Annotated in this window: 16 protein-coding genes; 14 read left to right on the top strand and 2 right to left on the bottom strand. The window is 70.8% G+C overall.

Translation table 11 applies throughout. The features are described from left to right. Nucleotides 1-36: 36 nt before the first annotated feature. Nucleotides 37-537: a transcriptional regulator BldD gene (gene bldD, locus ACLZN2_RS08290; RefSeq protein ID WP_030785871.1), complete on the bottom strand. Its 501-nt coding sequence runs from the start codon at nucleotides 535-537 to the stop codon at nucleotides 37-39. A 253-nt stretch (nucleotides 538-790) separates the two neighbouring features. Between bldD and pyrR the strand changes: the two genes are divergently transcribed. The 13 genes from pyrR (at nucleotide 791) to metK (ending at nucleotide 15,148) form a co-directional block, all read left to right on the top strand. Continuing rightward, on the top strand, nucleotides 791-1,348 hold the full coding sequence (pyrR, locus tag ACLZN2_RS08295) for a bifunctional pyr operon transcriptional regulator/uracil phosphoribosyltransferase PyrR (protein WP_416977716.1): 558 nt from the start codon (nucleotides 791-793) through the stop codon (nucleotides 1,346-1,348). 84 nt (nucleotides 1,349-1,432) lie between these two features. Then, on the top strand, nucleotides 1,433-2,413 hold the full coding sequence (locus ACLZN2_RS08300) for an aspartate carbamoyltransferase catalytic subunit (RefSeq protein ID WP_416977717.1): 981 nt from the start codon (nucleotides 1,433-1,435) through the stop codon (nucleotides 2,411-2,413). A gap of 6 nt (nucleotides 2,414-2,419) precedes the next feature. Further along, nucleotides 2,420-3,706, top strand: a complete 1,287-nt coding sequence (locus tag ACLZN2_RS08305; protein ID WP_416977718.1) for a dihydroorotase — start codon at nucleotides 2,420-2,422, stop codon at nucleotides 3,704-3,706. Continuing rightward, nucleotides 3,703-4,275 (top strand): hypothetical protein, encoded by a 573-nt coding sequence (locus ACLZN2_RS08310; protein ID WP_416977719.1) that lies wholly within the window; start codon nucleotides 3,703-3,705, stop codon nucleotides 4,273-4,275. Before ACLZN2_RS08305 ends, ACLZN2_RS08310 begins: the two co-directional genes overlap by 4 nt. Beyond that, nucleotides 4,272-5,441 (top strand): glutamine-hydrolyzing carbamoyl-phosphate synthase small subunit, encoded by a 1,170-nt coding sequence (carA, locus tag ACLZN2_RS08315; RefSeq protein WP_416977720.1) that lies wholly within the window; start codon nucleotides 4,272-4,274, stop codon nucleotides 5,439-5,441. The genes ACLZN2_RS08310 and carA overlap by 4 nt, the downstream gene beginning before the upstream one ends. Next, nucleotides 5,434-8,742 (top strand): carbamoyl-phosphate synthase large subunit, encoded by a 3,309-nt coding sequence (gene carB, locus ACLZN2_RS08320; protein ID WP_416977721.1) that lies wholly within the window; start codon nucleotides 5,434-5,436, stop codon nucleotides 8,740-8,742. The genes carA and carB overlap by 8 nt, the downstream gene beginning before the upstream one ends. Before the next feature lie 76 nt (nucleotides 8,743-8,818). Next, the gene (locus ACLZN2_RS08325; RefSeq protein ID WP_416977722.1) at nucleotides 8,819-9,925 is read left to right on the top strand and encodes a quinone-dependent dihydroorotate dehydrogenase; all 1,107 of its coding nucleotides are present in this window, start codon (nucleotides 8,819-8,821) and stop codon (nucleotides 9,923-9,925) included. Beyond that, nucleotides 9,922-10,764: an orotidine-5'-phosphate decarboxylase gene (gene pyrF, locus ACLZN2_RS08330; RefSeq protein WP_416977723.1), complete on the top strand. Its 843-nt coding sequence runs from the start codon at nucleotides 9,922-9,924 to the stop codon at nucleotides 10,762-10,764. Before ACLZN2_RS08325 ends, pyrF begins: the two co-directional genes overlap by 4 nt. A 311-nt stretch (nucleotides 10,765-11,075) precedes the next feature. Next, nucleotides 11,076-11,399: an integration host factor gene (locus tag ACLZN2_RS08335; protein ID WP_003977346.1), complete on the top strand. Its 324-nt coding sequence runs from the start codon at nucleotides 11,076-11,078 to the stop codon at nucleotides 11,397-11,399. Between the two features lie 60 nt (nucleotides 11,400-11,459). Beyond that, nucleotides 11,460-12,053, top strand: a complete 594-nt coding sequence (gene gmk / locus ACLZN2_RS08340) for a guanylate kinase (protein ID WP_416977724.1) — start codon at nucleotides 11,460-11,462, stop codon at nucleotides 12,051-12,053. 52 nt (nucleotides 12,054-12,105) lie between these two features. Then, nucleotides 12,106-12,378: a DNA-directed RNA polymerase subunit omega gene (rpoZ, locus tag ACLZN2_RS08345; protein ID WP_009187588.1), complete on the top strand. Its 273-nt coding sequence runs from the start codon at nucleotides 12,106-12,108 to the stop codon at nucleotides 12,376-12,378. Between the two features lie 104 nt (nucleotides 12,379-12,482). Then, nucleotides 12,483-13,685 (top strand): bifunctional phosphopantothenoylcysteine decarboxylase/phosphopantothenate--cysteine ligase CoaBC, encoded by a 1,203-nt coding sequence (coaBC, locus tag ACLZN2_RS08350; protein WP_416977725.1) that lies wholly within the window; start codon nucleotides 12,483-12,485, stop codon nucleotides 13,683-13,685. Nucleotides 13,686-13,924: 239 nt separating this feature from the next. Next, on the top strand, nucleotides 13,925-15,148 hold the full coding sequence (metK, locus tag ACLZN2_RS08355) for a methionine adenosyltransferase (RefSeq protein ID WP_416977726.1): 1,224 nt from the start codon (nucleotides 13,925-13,927) through the stop codon (nucleotides 15,146-15,148). 87 nt (nucleotides 15,149-15,235) lie between these two features. Here metK and ACLZN2_RS08360 read toward each other — a convergent pair whose 3' ends face one another. Further along, nucleotides 15,236-15,661 (bottom strand): hypothetical protein, encoded by a 426-nt coding sequence (locus ACLZN2_RS08360; RefSeq protein WP_416977727.1) that lies wholly within the window; start codon nucleotides 15,659-15,661, stop codon nucleotides 15,236-15,238. A gap of 324 nt (nucleotides 15,662-15,985) precedes the next feature. On the opposite strand from ACLZN2_RS08360, the gene ACLZN2_RS08365 reads away from it, so the two are divergent. Continuing rightward, the gene (locus ACLZN2_RS08365) at nucleotides 15,986-18,139 is read left to right on the top strand and encodes a primosomal protein N' (protein WP_416977728.1); all 2,154 of its coding nucleotides are present in this window, start codon (nucleotides 15,986-15,988) and stop codon (nucleotides 18,137-18,139) included. Nucleotides 18,140-18,182 lie beyond the last annotated feature (43 nt).

An 18,182-nucleotide genomic window follows, 5' to 3' on the forward strand; every position in this document is an offset into this window, starting at 1 on the left:
CCCCGGCGGCACGTTTCTGCTGAACCGCGGACCGGCTCAGTTCTCCTCGTGGGAAACCGCGCGACGCGCGTCCGCGTCCAGCACGCCCCAGCTGATCAGCTGCTCCGTGAGGACCGAGGGCGACTGGTCGTAGATGACGGCGAGCGTGCGCAGGTCGTCCTGGCGGATCGACAGCACCTTGCCGTTGTAGTCACCGCGCTGGGACTGGATCGTCGCCGCGTAGCGCTGCAGGGGGCCGGCCTTCTCGACCGGCACATGGGCCAGTCGCTCCAGGTCGAGGACCAGCTTCGGCGGGGGCTCGGCCGCCCCGCCCGGGGTGGTGCCGGGCAGCAGTTCCTGTACGGGGACGCCGTAGAAGTCCGCCAGTTCGGCGAGGCGCTGCACGGTCACGGCGCGGTCGCCGCGCTCGTACGAACCGACCACGACCGCCTTCCAGCGTCCCTGGGACTTCTCCTCGACACCGTGGAGGGAAAGGCCCTGCTGGGTGCGGATCGCCCGGAGCTTGGCCCCGAGCTGTTTGGCGTATTCGCTGGACATATAGCTCCCCGGCACTGGGTCGACGCGGCCGGCTTGGGTTCCGTACCGCGCGGCTGGTAACTCATTGTGAGGTTACGCAGCGTGATTCTTCTGCGTCAAGCCGAATGGTCCACACCGACTCTTCCGTGGTATCGATGGCCGATTACTCCAAGGGGGTGATCAGGGCCGTCCCGGCGGGCTGCTACGGTGGATGGCGCAAACCCGACGTCCTTTAAGATCCGTCCCGTGAGGCGGAGAAGGAGGTCCCTTTCGTATGGACTCCCAAGCGTCTGATCCGCGGCCCGTTCTCGAAGGCCCCGACATCGCGCGGGTGCTGACCCGCATCGCCCACGAGATCGTCGAACGCGCCAAGGGCGCCGACGACGTGGTGCTCCTCGGCATCCCCACGCGCGGCGTGTTCCTCGCCCAGCGGCTCGCCGCCAAGCTCGAGCAGATCACCGACCGCAAGATCCCGGTCGGCTCCCTCGACATCACCATGTACCGCGACGACCTGCGTATGCACCCGCCGCGTGCGCTGGCCCGCACCGAGATCCCCGGTGACGGCCTCGACGGCAAGCTCGTCGTCCTCGTCGACGACGTGCTGTTCTCCGGCCGCACCATCCGCGCCGCCCTCGACGCCCTGAACGACATCGGGCGCCCGCGCGCGGTGCAACTCGCGGTCCTCGTCGACCGCGGCCACCGCGAACTGCCCATCCGCGCCGACTACGTCGGCAAGAACCTCCCCACGTCGTTGCGGGAGACGGTCAAGGTCCAGCTCGCCGAGGAGGACGGTCGAGACACCGTGCTGCTCGGTGTGAAGCAGACCCAGTAGCAGACGGCCCCCGCACGCCGCTCCGGCGTGCCCTCGCCTGCCCCGAATCTCCCTGTACGTGAACTGCCTTACGGAGCCTGACAGATGCAGCGTCATCTCATCTCGGCCGCCGACCTCACCCGCGACGACGCCGTCCTGATCCTCGACACCGCCGAGGAGATGGCCCGGGTCGCCGACCGGCCCATCAAGAAACTGCCGACCCTGCGCGGCCGCACGATCGTCAACCTCTTCTTCGAGGACTCCACGCGCACGCGTATCTCGTTCGAGGCCGCCGAGAAGCGGCTCTCCGCGGACGTCATCAACTTCTCCGCCAAGGGCTCCAGCGTGTCCAAGGGAGAGTCCCTGAAGGACACCGCCCAGACGCTGGAGGCCATGGGCGTCGACGCCGTCGTCATCCGGCACGGCGCCTCCGGGGCCCCCTACCGCCTCGCGAACTCCGGCTGGATCGACGCGGCCGTCGTCAACGCGGGCGACGGCACCCACCAGCACCCCACCCAGGCCCTGCTCGACGCCTTCACCATGCGCCGCCGGCTGATCGGCCGGGACGCGGGGCTCGGCCAGGACCTCGCCGGCCGGCGGATCACCATCATCGGAGACGTCCTGCACAGCCGGGTCGCCCGCTCCAACGTCGACCTGCTGCACACCCTCGGCGCCGAGGTCACCCTGGTCGCCCCGCCCACCCTGGTGCCGGTCGGCGTCACGAACTGGCCCTGCGAGGTGTCGTACGACCTCGACGCCGTCCTGCCCAAGTCGGACGCCGTGATGATGCTCCGCGTCCAGCGCGAGCGTATGAACGCCGCCTTCTTCCCGACCGAGCGCGAGTACTCCCGGCGCTACGGCCTCGACGGCGACCGCATGGCGCGGATGCCCGAGCACGCCATCGTGATGCACCCCGGCCCGATGGTCCGCGGCATGGAGATCACCGCCGAGGTCGCCGACTCCGACCGCTGCACCGTCGTCGAACAGGTCGCCAACGGCGTGTCGATCCGGATGGCCGTGCTCTACCTGCTCCTGGGCGGCAACGAACCCGCCGTCAGCCACGCCCGTACCACCGAGGAGAAGTAAGAACCCATGAGCAAGATCCTGATCCGTGGTGCGAAGGTGCTCGGCGGCGAGCCGCAGGACGTCCTGATCGACGGTTCCACGATCGCCGAGGTCGGCACGGGCCTGAGCGCCGAGGGCGCAGAGGTCGTCGAGGCGGCCGGCAAGGTGCTGCTGCCGGGCCTGGTCGATCTGCACACCCATCTGCGCGAGCCCGGCCGCGAGGACTCCGAGACCGTGCTGACCGGCACGCGCGCGGCGGCCTCCGGCGGCTACACCGCCGTGTTCGCCATGGCCAACACCTTCCCCGTCGCCGACACCGCCGGTGTCGTCGAGCAGGTCTACCGGCTCGGCCAGGAGCACGGCTACTGCGACGTGCAGCCGATCGGCGCCGTCACCGTCGGCCTGGAGGGCAGGAAGCTCGCCGAGCTCGGCGCCATGCACGAGTCGGCGGCCGGCGTCACCGTCTTCTCCGACGACGGCAAGTGCGTCGACGACGCGGTGATCATGCGGCGCGCCCTGGAGTACGTGAAGGCCTTCGGCGGGGTCGTCGCCCAGCACGCCCAGGAGCCGCGGCTGACCGAGGGCGCCCAGATGAACGAGGGCGTCGTCTCCGCCGAGCTCGGCCTCGGGGGCTGGCCCGCGGTGGCCGAAGAATCGATCATCGCCCGGGATGTCCTGCTCGCCGAGCACGTCGGCTCCCGCGTCCACATCTGCCACCTGTCGACGGCCGGCTCGGTCGAGATCGTCCGCTGGGCCAAGTCCCGCGGCATCGACGTCACCGCCGAGGTCACCCCGCACCACCTGCTCCTCACCGACGAGCTGGTGCGCTCCTACAACCCGGTCTACAAGGTCAACCCGCCCCTGCGCACCGAACGGGACGTGCGCGCCCTGCGCGAGGCGCTCGCCGACGGCACGATCGACATCGTCGCCACCGACCACGCCCCGCACCCGCACGAGGACAAGGACTGCGAGTGGGCCGCCGCCGCGATGGGGATGGTGGGCCTCGAGACCGCGTTGTCGGTGGTCCAGGAGACCATGGTGGAGACGGGCCTGCTGGACTGGGCCGGGGTCGCCGACCGCATGTCCTTCAAGCCCGCGAAGATCGGCCGGGCGAAGGGCCACGGGCGTCCCGTCTCGGCAGGTGAGCCCGCCAACCTCACGCTCGTCGACACGGCATACCGTGGGTCCGTGGACCCCGCGGGCTTCGCCTCGCGCAGCCGCAACACTCCGTACGAGGGGCGTGAGCTGCCGGGCCGTGTGACGCACACGTGGCTCCGGGGCAAGGCCACGCTCGTCGACGGGAAGCTCACGTGACATCTGCTGCACTACTGCTCGCGGCCGAGAAGGAATCGGCCGCGGTGACCGACTGGGCCGCGCGCGTCGGCTGGGTGGTCGGCCTCGGCCTCTTCGTCGCGCTCGTCTACTGGCTGATGCGCGAGGGCTGGAAGTGGCGCGGCACGCTCCAGGGCGACATCCCCGAGCTCCCCACCGCGCCGGACGAGCCCGGCGAGGCGAGACTGACGATGAGCGGCCGCTACCACGGCTCCACCACCGCGGGGCAGTGGCTCGACCGCATCGTGGCGCACGGCCTGGGCACCCGCAGCCGCGTCGAGCTGACGCTCACGGACGCGGGCCTGGACGTCGTACGCCCCGGCGCGACCGATTTCTTCGTCCCGGCCGCGGCGCTGCGCGAGGCCCTGCTCGGCAAGGGCATCGCCGGCAAGGTCCTCACCGAGGGCGGACTGCTCGTCGTCACCTGGCAGCACGGCGACAAGCTGATCGACTCCGGTTTCCGGTCCGACCACGCGGCCGAGCACACCGAGTGGGTCGAAGCCATCAACTCCATGATCAAGAACAACACGACGGAAGGCGCCGAACGATGACGACCTCCACCAGGGGAGCTGCTTCTCAAAAGAAGGCGACTCCCGCCGTACTCGTCCTGGAGGACGGCCGCATCTTCCGCGGCCGTGCCTACGGGGCCGTGGGGGAGACCTTCGGCGAAGCGGTGTTCTCCACCGGCATGACCGGCTACCAGGAGACCCTGACCGACCCGTCGTACGACCGCCAGATCGTCGTCGCGACCGCCCCGCAGATCGGCAACACCGGCTGGAACGACGAGGACGACGAGTCGAGCCGCATCTGGGTCTCCGGCTACGTCGTGCGCGACCCCGCGCGCGTGCCGTCCAACTGGCGAGCCAAGCGCTCCCTGGACGACGAGCTGGTCGCCCAGGACATTGTCGGGATTTCCGGCATCGACACCCGCGCCCTCACCCGCCATCTGCGCGAACGCGGCTCCATGCGCGCCGGCATCTTCTCCGGCGAGGCGATCGGCGCCGAGACCGAGCTCCTCGCGCGCGTGCAGGCCCAGCCCCACATGAAGGGCGCGAGCCTCTTCGAGGAGGTCGCCACCAAGGAGGCGTACGTCGTCCCGGCGATCGGCGAGAAGAAGTTCACCGTCGCCGCGATCGACCTCGGCATCAAGGGCATGACCCCGCACCGCATGGCCGAGCGCGGCATCGAGGTGCACGTCCTCCCCGCGACCGCCACCGAAGAGGACGTCTACGCCGTCAACCCCGACGGGGTCTTCTTCTCCAACGGCCCCGGCGACCCGGCCACCGCCGACGGCCCCGTCGCCCTGATGACCGCCGTCCTGAAGCGGAAGACGCCGTTGTTCGGCATCTGCTTCGGCAACCAGATCCTCGGCCGCGCCCTCGGCTTCGGCACCTACAAGCTGAAGTACGGCCACCGGGGCATCAACCAGCCGGTCCAGGACCGTACGACCGGCAAGGTCGAGGTCACCGCGCACAACCACGGCTTCGCCGTGGACGCGCCGCTCGACCGGGTGAGCGAGACGCCCTTCGGCCGTGCCGAGGTGTCCCACGTCTGTCTCAACGACGACGTAGTGGAGGGGCTCCAGCTGCTCGACCAGCCGGGCTTCTCCGTCCAGTACCACCCCGAAGCGGCAGCCGGCCCGCATGACGCCGCCTACCTGTTCGACCGCTTCGTGGATTTGATGAGCACAGTCCTGATGGAGGGCCAGCGTGCCTAAGCGCACCGATATCCAGTCCGTCCTGGTCATCGGCTCCGGCCCGATCGTCATCGGCCAGGCCGCCGAGTTCGACTACTCCGGCACCCAGGCGTGCCGCGTCCTGCGCGCCGAGGGCCTGCGGGTCGTCCTGGTGAACTCCAACCCGGCGACGATCATGACCGACCCGGAGATCGCCGACGCCACCTACGTCGAGCCGATCACCCCCGAGTTCGTCGAGAAGATCATCGCCAAGGAGCGCCCCGACGCCCTCCTGCCCACCCTGGGCGGCCAGACGGCCCTCAACACGGCCATCTCGCTGCACGAGAACGGCGTCCTGGAGAAGTACGGCGTCGAGCTGATCGGCGCCAACGTGGAGGCCATCCACAAGGGTGAGGACCGCGACCAGTTCAAGGAGGTCGTGGAGGAGGTCCGCCGCAAGACCGGGCACGGCGAGTCCGCCCGGTCCGTGATCTGTCACACCATGGACGAGGTCCTCGCGGGCGTGGACACGCTCGGCGGCTACCCGGTCGTCGTCCGCCCGTCCTTCACCATGGGCGGCGCCGGCTCCGGCTTCGCCCACGACGAGGAGGAGCTGCGCCGCATCGCCGGCCAGGGCCTCACGCTCTCCCCGACCACCGAGGTGCTCCTCGAGGAGTCCATCCTCGGCTGGAAGGAGTACGAGCTGGAGCTGATGCGCGACAAGCACGACAACGTCGTGGTCGTCTGCTCCATCGAGAACTTCGACCCCATGGGTGTGCACACCGGCGACTCGATCACCGTCGCGCCCGCGATGACGCTCACCGACCGCGAGTACCAGATCCTGCGGGACATCGGCATCGCCGTGATCCGCGAGGTCGGCGTGGACACCGGCGGCTGCAACATCCAGTTCGCGGTGAACCCGGACGACGGCCGGGTCATCGTCATCGAGATGAACCCGCGCGTGTCGCGGTCCTCGGCCCTCGCCTCCAAGGCCACCGGCTTCCCGATCGCCAAGATCGCCGCCAAGCTCGCCGTCGGCTACACCCTCGACGAGATCCCCAACGACATCACGCAGGAGACCCCGGCCTCCTTCGAGCCCACGCTCGACTACGTGGTCGTCAAGGCCCCGCGGTTCGCCTTCGAGAAGTTCCCGCAGGCCGACTCCACGCTGACCACCACCATGAAGTCGGTCGGCGAGGCCATGGCCATCGGCCGCAACTTCACCGAGGCGTTCCAGAAGGCGCTGCGCTCGCTGGAGAAGAAGGGCAGCCAGTTCACGTTCGTCGGCGAGACCGGCGACAAGGACGAACTGCTGCGCGAGGCCGTACGCCCCACCGACGGGCGGATCAACACCGTCATGCAGGCCATCCGCGCGGGGGCCACGCCCGAGGAGGTCTTCGAGTACACGAAGATCGACCCGTGGTTCGTGGACCAGCTGTTCCTGATCAAGGAGATCGCGGACGAGCTGGCCGCCGCCGAGCGTCTGGACACCGACCTGCTCGCCGAGGCCAAGCGGCACGGCTTCTCCGACCAGCAGATCGGCGAGATCCGCGATCTGCGCGAGGACGTCGTCCGCGAGGTCCGGCACGCGCTGGGCGTCCGCCCGGTCTACAAGACGGTCGACACCTGCGCCGCCGAGTTCGCCGCGAGGACGCCGTACTTCTACTCCTCCTACGACGAGGAGACCGAGGTCGCCCGGCGCGAGAAGCCCGCGGTGATCATCCTGGGCTCCGGCCCGAACCGCATCGGCCAGGGCATCGAGTTCGACTACTCCTGCGTCCACGCGTCCTTCGCGCTGTCCGACGCCGGGTACGAGACCGTGATGGTCAACTGCAACCCGGAGACCGTCTCCACCGACTACGACACCTCCGACCGCCTCTACTTCGAGCCGCTGACGCTCGAGGACGTGCTGGAGATCGTCCACGCGGAGGCGCAGGCCGGCCCGGTCGCCGGTGTCGTCGTCCAGCTCGGCGGCCAGACTCCGCTGGGCCTCGCGCAGGCCCTGAAGGACAACGGCGTGCCGATCGTCGGCACCTCGCCCGAGGCCATCCACGCGGCCGAGGACCGGGGCGCCTTCGGACGCGTCCTCGCCGAGGCGGGCCTTCCGGCCCCCAAGCACGGCACCGCCACCACCTTCGCCGAGGCCAAGGCCATCGCCGACGAGATCGGCTACCCGGTCCTCGTCCGGCCGTCGTACGTCCTCGGCGGCCGCGGCATGGAGATCGTCTACGACGAGACCCGGCTGTCCGCCTACATCGCGGAGTCGACCGAGATCAGCCCCACCCGGCCGGTCCTCGTCGACCGCTTCCTCGACGACGCCATCGAGATCGACGTCGACGCGCTCTACGACGGCACCGAGCTCTACCTCGGCGGTGTCATGGAGCACATCGAGGAGGCCGGCATCCACTCCGGCGACTCGGCGTGCGCGCTGCCCCCGATCACGCTCGGCGGCTTCGACATCAAGCGCCTGCGCGCCTCGACGGAGGCCATCGCCAAGGGTGTCGGCGTGCGCGGCCTGATCAACATCCAGTTCGCGATGGCCGGCGACATCCTCTACGTCCTGGAGGCCAACCCACGCGCGTCCCGCACCGTCCCCTTCACCTCGAAGGCGACCGCGGTACCGCTCGCCAAGGCCGCCGCCCGGATCTCGCTCGGCGCGAGCATCGCCGAGCTGCGGGCCGAGGGGCTGCTCCCGGCGACCGGCGACGGCGGCGAGCTGCCGCTGGACGCGCCGATCTCCGTCAAGGAGGCCGTGATGCCGTGGACCCGCTTCCGCGACACCTCCGGCCGCGGCGTGGACACCGTCCTCGGCCCGGAGATGCGCTCCACCGGCGAGGTCATGGGCATCGACTCCGTCTTCGGCACGGCGTACGCCAAGTCGCAGGCGGGCGCCTACGGCCCGCTGCCCACCAAGGGCCGTGCGTTCATCTCGGTCGCCAACCGCGACAAGCGCTCGATGATCTTCCCGGCGCGCGAGCTGGTCGCCCACGGCTTCGAGCTGCTCGCCACCTCCGGCACCGCCGAGGTCCTCAAGCGCAACGGCATCAAGGCCACGGTGGTGCGCAAGCAGTTCGAGGGCGCCGGCCCGAACGGCGAGAAGACCATCGTCCAGCTCATCCACGACGGCGAGGTCGACCTCATCGTCAACACCCCGTACGGCACCGGCGGCCGCCTCGACGGCTACGAGATCCGTACGGCGGCCGTGGCCCGGTCCGTACCGTGCCTGACGACGGTCCAGGCGCTCGCCGCCGCCGTCCAGGGCATCGACGCGCTCAACCACGGCGACGTGGGCGTCCGCTCGCTCCAGGAACACGCGGAACACCTGACCGCGGCCCGCGACTAGCCAGCCCTGAGGGGGACATCGGAAACGGTGTCCCCCTCTTCACGAGGCTCTTCATGAGGGCCTTCATGAGGGAACCATGTACAAGATCTTCTTCAATCTCGTCTTCAAGCGGATGGACCCGGAGCAGGCCCACCACCTGGCCTTCCGCTGGATCCGGCTCGCCGTCCGCGTCCCCGTGCTGCGCACCTTCGTCGCCGCCGTCCTCGCGCCCCGCCGCAAGGAGCTGCGCACCGAGGCGTTCGGGCTGCGCATGCACGGCCCGTTCGGGCTCGCCGCCGGCTTCGACAAGAACGCCGTCGCGATCGACGGCATGTCGATGCTGGGCTTCGACCACGTCGAGATCGGCACGGTCACCGGGGAGCCGCAGCCGGGCAACCCCAGGAAGCGGCTGTTCCGGCTTGTGAAGGACCGCGCGCTCATCAACCGCATGGGCTTCAACAACGAGGGCTCGCTCGCCGTCGCCGCACGTCTGGCCTCCCGTACCCCCGTCTTCAAGACCGTCGTGGGCGTCAACATCGGCAAGACCAAGGTCGTACCCGAGGAGGCGGCGGCCGCCGACTACGTGAAGTCGACCGAGCGGCTCGCCCCGTACGCCGACTACCTGGTCGTGAACGTGTCGTCGCCCAACACTCCGGGGCTGCGCAACCTACAGGCCACGGAGGCGCTGCGCCCGCTGCTGAGCGCGGTGCGCGAGGCCGCCGACCGTACGGTGACCTCCCGGCGCGTCCCGCTGCTGGTGAAGATCGCCCCCGACCTCGCCGACGAGGACGTGGACGCGGTCGCCGACCTCGCGGTGGAGCTCGCCCTGGACGGGATCATCGCCACCAACACCACCATCGCGCGCGAGGGACTCGGACTGATGTCCGACCCCGCCCTGGTCAAGGAGACCGGCGGACTGTCCGGCGCGCCGCTCAAGGCACGCTCCCTCGAAGTGCTGCGGCGCCTCTACGCGCGCGTGGGCGACCGGATCACCCTGGTGGGCGTCGGCGGCATCGAGAACGCCGAGGACGCCTGGCAGCGCATCCTGGCCGGTGCCACGCTGGTCCAGGGCTACAGCGCCTTCATCTACGAGGGGCCCTTCTGGGGCCGCGCCCTCCACAAGGGGCTCGCCGCGCGGCTGCGCACGAGCCCGTACGCGACTCTCGCCGACGCGGTCGGCGCCGACGTGAGGAAGACGGCATGACCCTCGAACCCTTCGGTGCGCGCCTGCGCCGGGCGATGGACGAGCGCGGCCCCCTGTGCGTCGGGATCGACCCGCACCGCTCCCTGCTGGTCGAGTGGGGCCTCAACGACGACGTGGCGGGGCTGGAGCGGTTCAGCCGCACGGTCGTCGAGGCGGTGGCCGGCCGGGTCGCCGTGCTGAAGCCGCAGAGCGCGTTCTTCGAGCGGTTCGGCTCGCGCGGGATCGCCGTCCTGGAGAAGTCGGTCCAGGAGGCGCGGGCCGCCGGAGCCCTGGTGGTCATGGACGCCAAGCGCGGCGACATCGGCTCGACCATGGCCGCCTACGCCGAGTCCTTCCTGCACAAGGACGCGCCCCTGTTCTCCGACGCGCTGACCGTCTCCCCGTACCTCGGCTACGGCTCGCTCAGCCCCGCCGTCGCGCTCGCCCGGGAGAACGGCGCCGGTCTGTTCGTCCTGGCGCTGACCTCCAACCCGGAGGGCGGCGAGGTGCAGCACGCGGTGCGGGCGGACGGCCGGGACGTCGGCGCGACCATGCTCGCCCATCTGACCGTCGAGAACGCGGGCGAGGAGCCCCTCGGTTCCTTCGGGGCGGTCGTCGGGGCGACCCTGGGTGACCTCTCGTCCTACGACCTCGCCGTCAACGGGCCGCTCCTGGCGCCCGGTGTGGGTGCTCAGGGGGCGACGCCGGCCGACCTTCCCGGGGTGTTCGGGAGCGTGCTGCGCAACGTGGTGCCGAACGTCAGCCGGGGAGTTTTGCGCCACGGTCCCGACGTGAGCGCGCTGCGTGACGCCGCGGACCGCTTCGCGGACGAGATCCGCGTCACGTTGGAGTCCTCCTGAGGGCCGGTCCGAGGGCGTTTCAAACCTCCGATGAGTGCTTCGTGGCCGATTTGAGGCTGGATACATCCTCAAATCCGGGGCACTATGTCTGAAATATCCCGTCCTGACGGAGGCTGACCAGGACTTTTCCTCTGTTCTCGCTGACTCAGGCGGAGTTGGCCGCTAGTCTCCGAGCAGTGGGGGTACCTCCCACGCTCTTAAAGCAGTGGGGGACACGGGCAGAGTGTGTTGCTCGTAGCTCCCCAGGTGTGGGGCCACTAGGTTCCTCACCGGTCCGTATCCGACAGTTCGACATCCGAGGTGACGTAGGCGTGGCTCTTCCGCCCCTTACCCCCGAACAGCGCGCAGCCGCGCTCGAAAAGGCCGCCGCGGCTCGCCGGGAGCGGGCCGAGGTCAAGAATCGACTCAAGCACTCCGGCGCCTCCCTGCACGAGGTCATCAAGCAGGGTCAGGAGAACGACGTCATCGGCAAGATGAAGGTCTCCGCCCTGCTCGAGTCCCTGCCGGGCGTGGGCAAGGTCCGCGCCAAGCAGATCATGGAGCGACTCGGCATCTCCGAGAGCCGCCGCGTGCGCGGTCTCGGTTCCAACCAGATCGCCTCCCTGGAGCGTGAGTTCGGCAGCACCGGCTCCTGATCCCGGGCGCTGCCGGGAAGGGAGTCCCGGGCACTCCGGGATTGCTGGAATAATCGCTGCATGGCTGCAACATTCCGGGGGACGACCCCCGAGCCCCCGGACGTACGTCCGCGGCTGACCGTGCTCTCCGGCCCCTCCGGGGTCGGCAAGAGCACGGTCGTCGCCCATATGCGCAAGGAACACTCCGAGGTCTGGCTCTCCGTGTCGGCGACGACCCGGAAGCCCCGCCCCGGTGAGCAGCACGGAGTCCACTACTTCTTCGTCACCGACGACGAGATGGACAAGCTGATCGCCAACGGCGAGCTGCTGGAGTGGGCCGAGTTCGCCGGCAACCGCTACGGCACGCCGCGAGGCGCCGTGCTGGAGCGTCTGGAGGCGGGTGAGCCCGTCCTCCTGGAGATCGACCTCCAGGGCGCGCGGCAGGTCCGCGAGTCCATGGCGGACGCTCAGCTGGTGTTCCTGGCTCCTCCCTCCTGGGAGGAGCTCGTGCGCAGACTCACCGGGCGGGGCACCGAGCCGCCCGAGGTCATCGAGCGCCGGCTGGACGCCGCGAAGATCGAACTCGCGGCCGAGCCCGAGTTCGACGTGACCCTGGTCAACACCTCCGTCGAGGACGTGGCGCGTGAGCTGCTAGCCTTGATGGATGTCGTGTGATCACGGTCCTGTGATCATGACCATTCTTTTCCCACCCATCGGAAGGTAGAGCGTGTCCTCTTCCATCTCCGCGCCCGAGGGCATCATCAACCCGCCGATCGACGAGCTCCTCGAGGCCACCGACTCGAAGTACAGCCTCGTGATCTACGCGGCCAAGCGTGCCCGCCAGATCAACGCGTACTACTCGCAGCTCGGCGAGGGCCTCCTCGAGTACGTCGGTCCGCTCGTCGACACCCACGTCCACGAGAAGCCGCTCTCGATCGCGCTCCGCGAGATCAACGCGGGTCTGCTGACGTCCGAGGCCATTGAGGGCCCCGTGCAGTAAGTAGTACTTTCAGCTTGCGGCTGACTTTTCCACAGGCCCGGCAGTGCCACTGCCGGGCCTGTGGTGTGTGATGGACCCGTACGTTGCCGAGCCGGGGAGAGACGGTGGACAAGCCCAAGGTCGTTCTGGGGGTCAGCGGTGGCATCGCCGCCTACAAGGCCTGTGAGCTGCTGAGAAGGCTCACGGAGTCCGGCCATGACGTACGGGTCGTGCCCACCGCCTCCGCCCTGCACTTCGTCGGCGCCGCCACCTGGTCCGCCCTCTCCGGCAAGCCCGTCTCCACCGAGGTCTGGGACGACGTGCACGAGGTCCCGCACGTTCGTATCGGCCAGCACGCCGACCTGGTCGTCGTCGCCCCGGCCACCGCCGACATGCTCGCCAAGGCCGCCCACGGCCTCGCCGACGACCTCCTCACCAACACCCTGCTCACGGCCCGCTGCCCGGTCGTCTTCGCGCCCGCGATGCACACCGAGATGTGGGAGCACCCGGCCACCCAGGAGAACGTGGCGACGCTGCGCCGCCGCGGCGCCGTCGTGATCGAGCCCGCCGTCGGCCGTCTCACCGGCGTCGACACCGGCAAGGGACGGCTGCCCGACCCCGCCGAGATCTTCGAGGTCTGCCGCCGCGTCCTGGCCAGGGGAGTGCGCGAACCCGACCTCACCGGGCGGCATGTCGTGGTCAGCGCCGGCGGCACCCGCGAGCCGCTCGACCCGGTCCGCTTCCTCGGCAACCGCTCCTCCGGCAAGCAGGGCTACGCCCTCGCCCGCACCGCCGCCGCCCGCGGCGCCCGGGTCACCCTGATCGCGGCCAACACCGGCCTGCCCGACCCGGCGGGCGTCGACGTCGTCCAGGTCGGGACGGCCGTACAGCTGCGCGAGGCGGTGCTCAAGGCGGCCGCCGACGCCGACGCCGTCGTGATGGCCGCGGCCGTGGCCGACTTCCGGCCCGGGACCTACGCCACCGGGAAAATCAAGAAGAAGGACGGACAGGACCCCGACCCGATCGTCCTCATACGTAATCCGGACATCCTCGCGGAGATCTCCGCCGACCGCGCCCGCCCCGGACAGGTGATCGTCGGCTTCGCCGCCGAGACGGACGACGTCCTCGCCAACGGCCGCACGAAGCTCCGCCGCAAGGGGTGCGACCTGCTGGTGGTGAACGAGGTGGGGGAGCGCAGGACCTTCGGCTCCGAGGAGAACGAGGCCGTCGTCCTGGGCGCCGACGGCAGCGAGACACCGGTGCCGCACGGACCCAAGGAGGCCCTGGCCGAAATCGTGTGGGACCTGGTGACGCCACGCCTGAGCTGACTGTTCGATGCGTTCGCCGTTCCCTCGTACGCCGCTCGATTCGGGCGTGGCGACCCTGGCCAAGCGCGCACGGCATTGGGCAGAATGCCCGTGCCGCAGGTCACCGCGCTCCCGAGAGGCGAGACAGGTGGGCCGGTGGCAGGGCTCGACCGATAAACTGTCCCCGGACGACGCCGGGCGCAGCTCCCGTCGCGTCCGCCAATGATCAGCCAGCAGCCGCTGCAACCACAGGGAGCGTTGTGTCCCGTCGCCTGTTCACTTCGGAGTCCGTGACCGAGGGTCACCCCGACAAGATCGCTGACCAGATCAGCGACACCATCCTCGACGCGCTGCTGCGCGAGGACCCGACGTCCCGCGTCGCCGTCGAGACCCTCATCACCACCGGTCTGGTGCACGTGGCCGGCGAGGTCACCACCAAGGCCTACGCGCCGATCCCCCAGCTCGTCCGCGAGAAGATCCTCGAGATCGGCTACGACTCGTCGAAGAAGGGCTTCGACGGCGCCTCCTGCGGTGTCTCGGTGTCCATCGGCTCGCAGTCCCCGGACATCGCGCAGGGCGTCGACACGGCGTACGAGTCCCGCGTCGAGGGTGCCTCCCAGAGGGAAAAGGGTGACGAACTGGACAAGCAGGGCGCGGGCGACCAGGGCCTGATGTTCGGCTACGCCTCCGACGAGACGCCGACCCTGATGCCGCTGCCGATCTTCCTGGCGCACCGCCTCTCCAAGCGGCTCTCGGACGTCCGCAAGAACGGGACCATCCCCTACCTGCGCCCCGACGGCAAGACCCAGGTCACCATCGAGTACGACGGCGACAAGGCCGTCCGCCTCGACACGGTCGTCGTCTCCTCGCAGCACGCGAGCGACATCGACCTTGAGTCCCTGCTGGCGCCCGACATCCGCGAGTTCGTCGTGGAGCCCGAGCTGAAGGCCCTGCTGGACGACGGCATCAAGCTCGACACCGAGAACTACCGTCTGCTGGTCAACCCGACCGGCCGCTTCGAGATCGGCGGCCCGATGGGCGACGCCGGCCTCACCGGTCGCAAGATCATCATCGACACCTACGGCGGCTTCGCCCGGCACGGTGGCGGCGCCTTCTCCGGCAAGGACCCGTCCAAGGTCGACCGCTCGGCGGCGTACGCGATGCGCTGGGTCGCCAAGAACGTGGTCGCCGCGGGTCTGGCCGCGCGCTGCGAGGTCCAGGTCGCGTACGCGATCGGCAAGGCCGAGCCGGTCGGTCTGTTCGTCGAGACCTTCGGCACCAACAAGGTCGAGACCGAGAAGATCGAGAAGGCCATCGACGAGGTCTTCGACCTGCGTCCGGCCGCGATCATCCGCGACCTCGACCTGCTGCGCCCGATCTACGCCCAGACCGCCGCGTACGGCCACTTCGGCCGTGAGCTGCCCGACTTCACGTGGGAGAAGACCGACCGCGTCGAGGCGCTGCGCAAGGCCGCGGGGCTGTAAGGCCGTACACCGACGTCACCGGCTCCCGGCACCACGCTCAGGTGGTGCCGGGAGCCGGTCCGTTTGTGGAGGGTCACGCCTCCCCGCTTACGCCTTCTGGGTCTCCGCCGAAGGAGTGGTCGACGGAGTGCCGGCGGTCCGTGTGCCGCGGAGGAAACGGGCCGCGACGACCGCGAGCAGCGAGGCGGCGGAGAGGATGTAGAGCCCGCCGTTCGTGCTGCCGGTGGTGTCCTTGAGGTATCCGCAGAGGAACGGTGAGACGAAACCGCCCAGGTTGCCGATCGAGTTGACGAGCGCCAGTCCGGGGGCGGCGATCTTCAGGTCGAGACCGGACTGCGCCAAAGGCCACAAGACGGTCGCGGCGTACTTGGAGCCGACGCCCGCGAGGGTGACGGCGGCGAGGCCGAACCAGGGGGAGCCGAGCGTGGCCGGGTAGGCGCGCAGGGCGGACAGCACCAGGGTGATCGCGAGGTAGGGGCGCCGGTCGGGGGCGCGGTTGGTGAAGTGGCTCATCCCCGCAGCCGCGAGACCTCCGGCGCCCGGGGCCGGGCCGTCTCGTCCCGGGCGACGGCCGTGCGCAGGGCGGTCCTCTCCTCGGCCGGCAATCAGCGCGCGTCCTCGATCCGGGAGATGAGGAGGAAACCGGCGACCACGGAGAGAAGCAGGTCGGCGCATGCTTGGTGATCGCTGGCGCCGAGTCGATCACGCCGTCCGGCTTGGGGTGCGGCGTCGTCCTATTGAACGGGAGGTACATGTTGAACGGGAGGTACATGTATGTGAACGCGCATCTGACTCGGGGCGGGGCCGTTGTCAGTGGCGTTTGGTAAGAATGCAGGGGTGAGCAGCGAGAACGGGTCGGGGGCCGGGGGCGGGGAGGGTGCGCCGCCGGAGCAGCTCGCGTTGATCCGGGAGACCGTGCGCAAGGCCAAGGAGCCCCGGGCCAAGCCGCGGACCTGGCGAGGAGCCGCGCTGGCCGACGAACTGCCGGTCGCGCGGGTGCTCGTCGACAAGGGCGTGCTCCATCTCGACCGGTACTTCGACTACGCGGTCCCCGCCGAGCTGGACGCCGACGCCCAGCCGGGGGTGCGGGTGCGGGTGCGGTTCGGCGCCGGGCGGGGCCGGGTGCGCGAGGGGCGGCGCGAGGGCGGGGGACTCATCGACGGGTTCCTAGTCGAGCGGCTCGCCGCCTCCGACTACTCCGGGCCGCTCGCGGCGCTCGCCCAGGTCGTGTCGCCCGAGCCGGTGCTGAGCCCGGAGCTGCTGGGACTGGCCAGGGCCGTCGCCGACCGCTACGCCGGGAGCCTCGCCGATGTACTCCAACTGGCCGTGCCGCCGCGCAACGCGAGCGCCGAGCAGCGGCCCTCGCCCGCGCCGCTGCCCCCGCCCCCGGCACCGACGGCCGGATCCTGGACGCGGTACGAGCGCGGAGGCGCCTTCCTGGAGTCGCTGGCCTCGGGAGGAGCGCCGCGCGGCGTGTGGAACGCGCTGCCGGGGCCCGGATGGAGCGAGGAACTGGCGCGGGCCGTCGCCGCGACGCTCGCCTCGGGGCGTGGAGCACTCGTCGTCGTGCCGGACGGCCGGGCCGCCGCCCGGGTGGACGCGGCCCTGACGGCCCTGCTGGGGGAGGGGCGGCATGCCCTGCTCCAGGCGGACGCCGGTCCGCAGAAGCGGTACCGGGAGTGGCTCGCCGTACGGCGTGGCAGCGTACGGGCGGTGGTCGGGACCCGGGCCGCGATGTTCGCCCCGGTGCGCGACCTCGGGCTGGTGGCGCTTTGGGACGACGGTGACGACAGCCTCAGTGAGCAGCACGCGCCGCAGCCGCATGCGCGCGAGGTGCTGCTGCTGCGCGCCGCGCAGGACCGGTGCGGCTTTCTGATGGGGGGCTGGAGCTGCACGGTCGAGGGCGCGCAGCTCGTCGAGAGCGGCTGGGCGCGGCCGCTCGTCGCCGCGCGGGAGCAGGTGCGGCAGGCGGCTCCGCTGATGCGGACCGTGGGGGACCAGGATCTGGCGCGGGACGAGGCCGCGCGCGCCGCCCGGCTGCCCAGCCTCGCCTGGCAGGCGGCGCGGGAGGGGCTGCGGAACGGGCCGGTGCTGGTCCAGGTGCCGCGGCGGGGTTACGTACCGCGGATGGCGTGTGCGCAGTGCCGGGCCGCCGCGCGGTGCCGGCACTGCTCCGGGCCGCTGGAGACGCGGGACGGCGGGGCGCTGGGGTGCGGGTGGTGCGGGCGTGAGGAGAGCGCGTGGCATTGTCCGGAGTGCGGGGCGTTCCGGCTGCGGGCGCAGGTCGTGGGGGCGCGGCGGACCGCGGAGGAGCTGGGGCGGGCGTTTCCCGCCGTCCCGGTGCGGACCTCCGGTCGGGAGCATGTGCTGGACACGGTGCCCGGGGCGCCCGCGCTGATCGTGAGCACACCGGGGGCCGAACCGGTGGCCGAGGGCGGGTACGCGGCGGCGCTGCTGCTCGACGGCTGGGCGATGCTGGGGCGGCCCGATCTGCGGGCGGGGGAGGACGCGCTGCGGCGCTGGATCGCCGCCGCGGCGCTGGTACGGCCGCAGGCTGAGGGCGGGACCGTGGTGGTCGTCGCCGAGCCGACGCTACGGCCCGTGCAGGCGCTCGTGCGGTGGGACCCCGTGGGCCATGCGCTGCGGGAGCTCTCCGAGCGGGCCGAGCTGGGGTTTCCGCCGGTGTCGCGGATGGCTGCGGTGTCGGGGACGGCGGAGGCGGTGACCGCGTTCCTGGGGGCGGCCGAGCTGCCCGCCGAGGCGGAGGTGCTGGGGCCGGTGTCCTTGCCGGTCACGCCACCGGGGAGGCCTCGGCGACCGGGGGCGCCGCCTGCCGGGGAGCAGTGGGAGCGGGCGCTGGTGAGGGTGCCGCCGGGGAGGGGGGCGGCGTTGGCCGCTGCGTTGAAGGCGGCTCAGGCGGCTCGGATGGCTCGGGGTGGGGAGGAAGCGGGGCGGGTGTGGGTGCGGATCGATCCCGGGGACATCGGGTGAGGGGCGGTGGGTGAGGGGCAGCGGATTTGGGAGCCCCGGAATG

Origin of the sequence: Streptomyces sp. T028 (genome assembly GCF_048159505.1) — a bacterium.
In the GTDB taxonomy this organism is placed as follows: Bacteria; Actinomycetota; Actinomycetes; order Streptomycetales; family Streptomycetaceae; genus Streptomyces.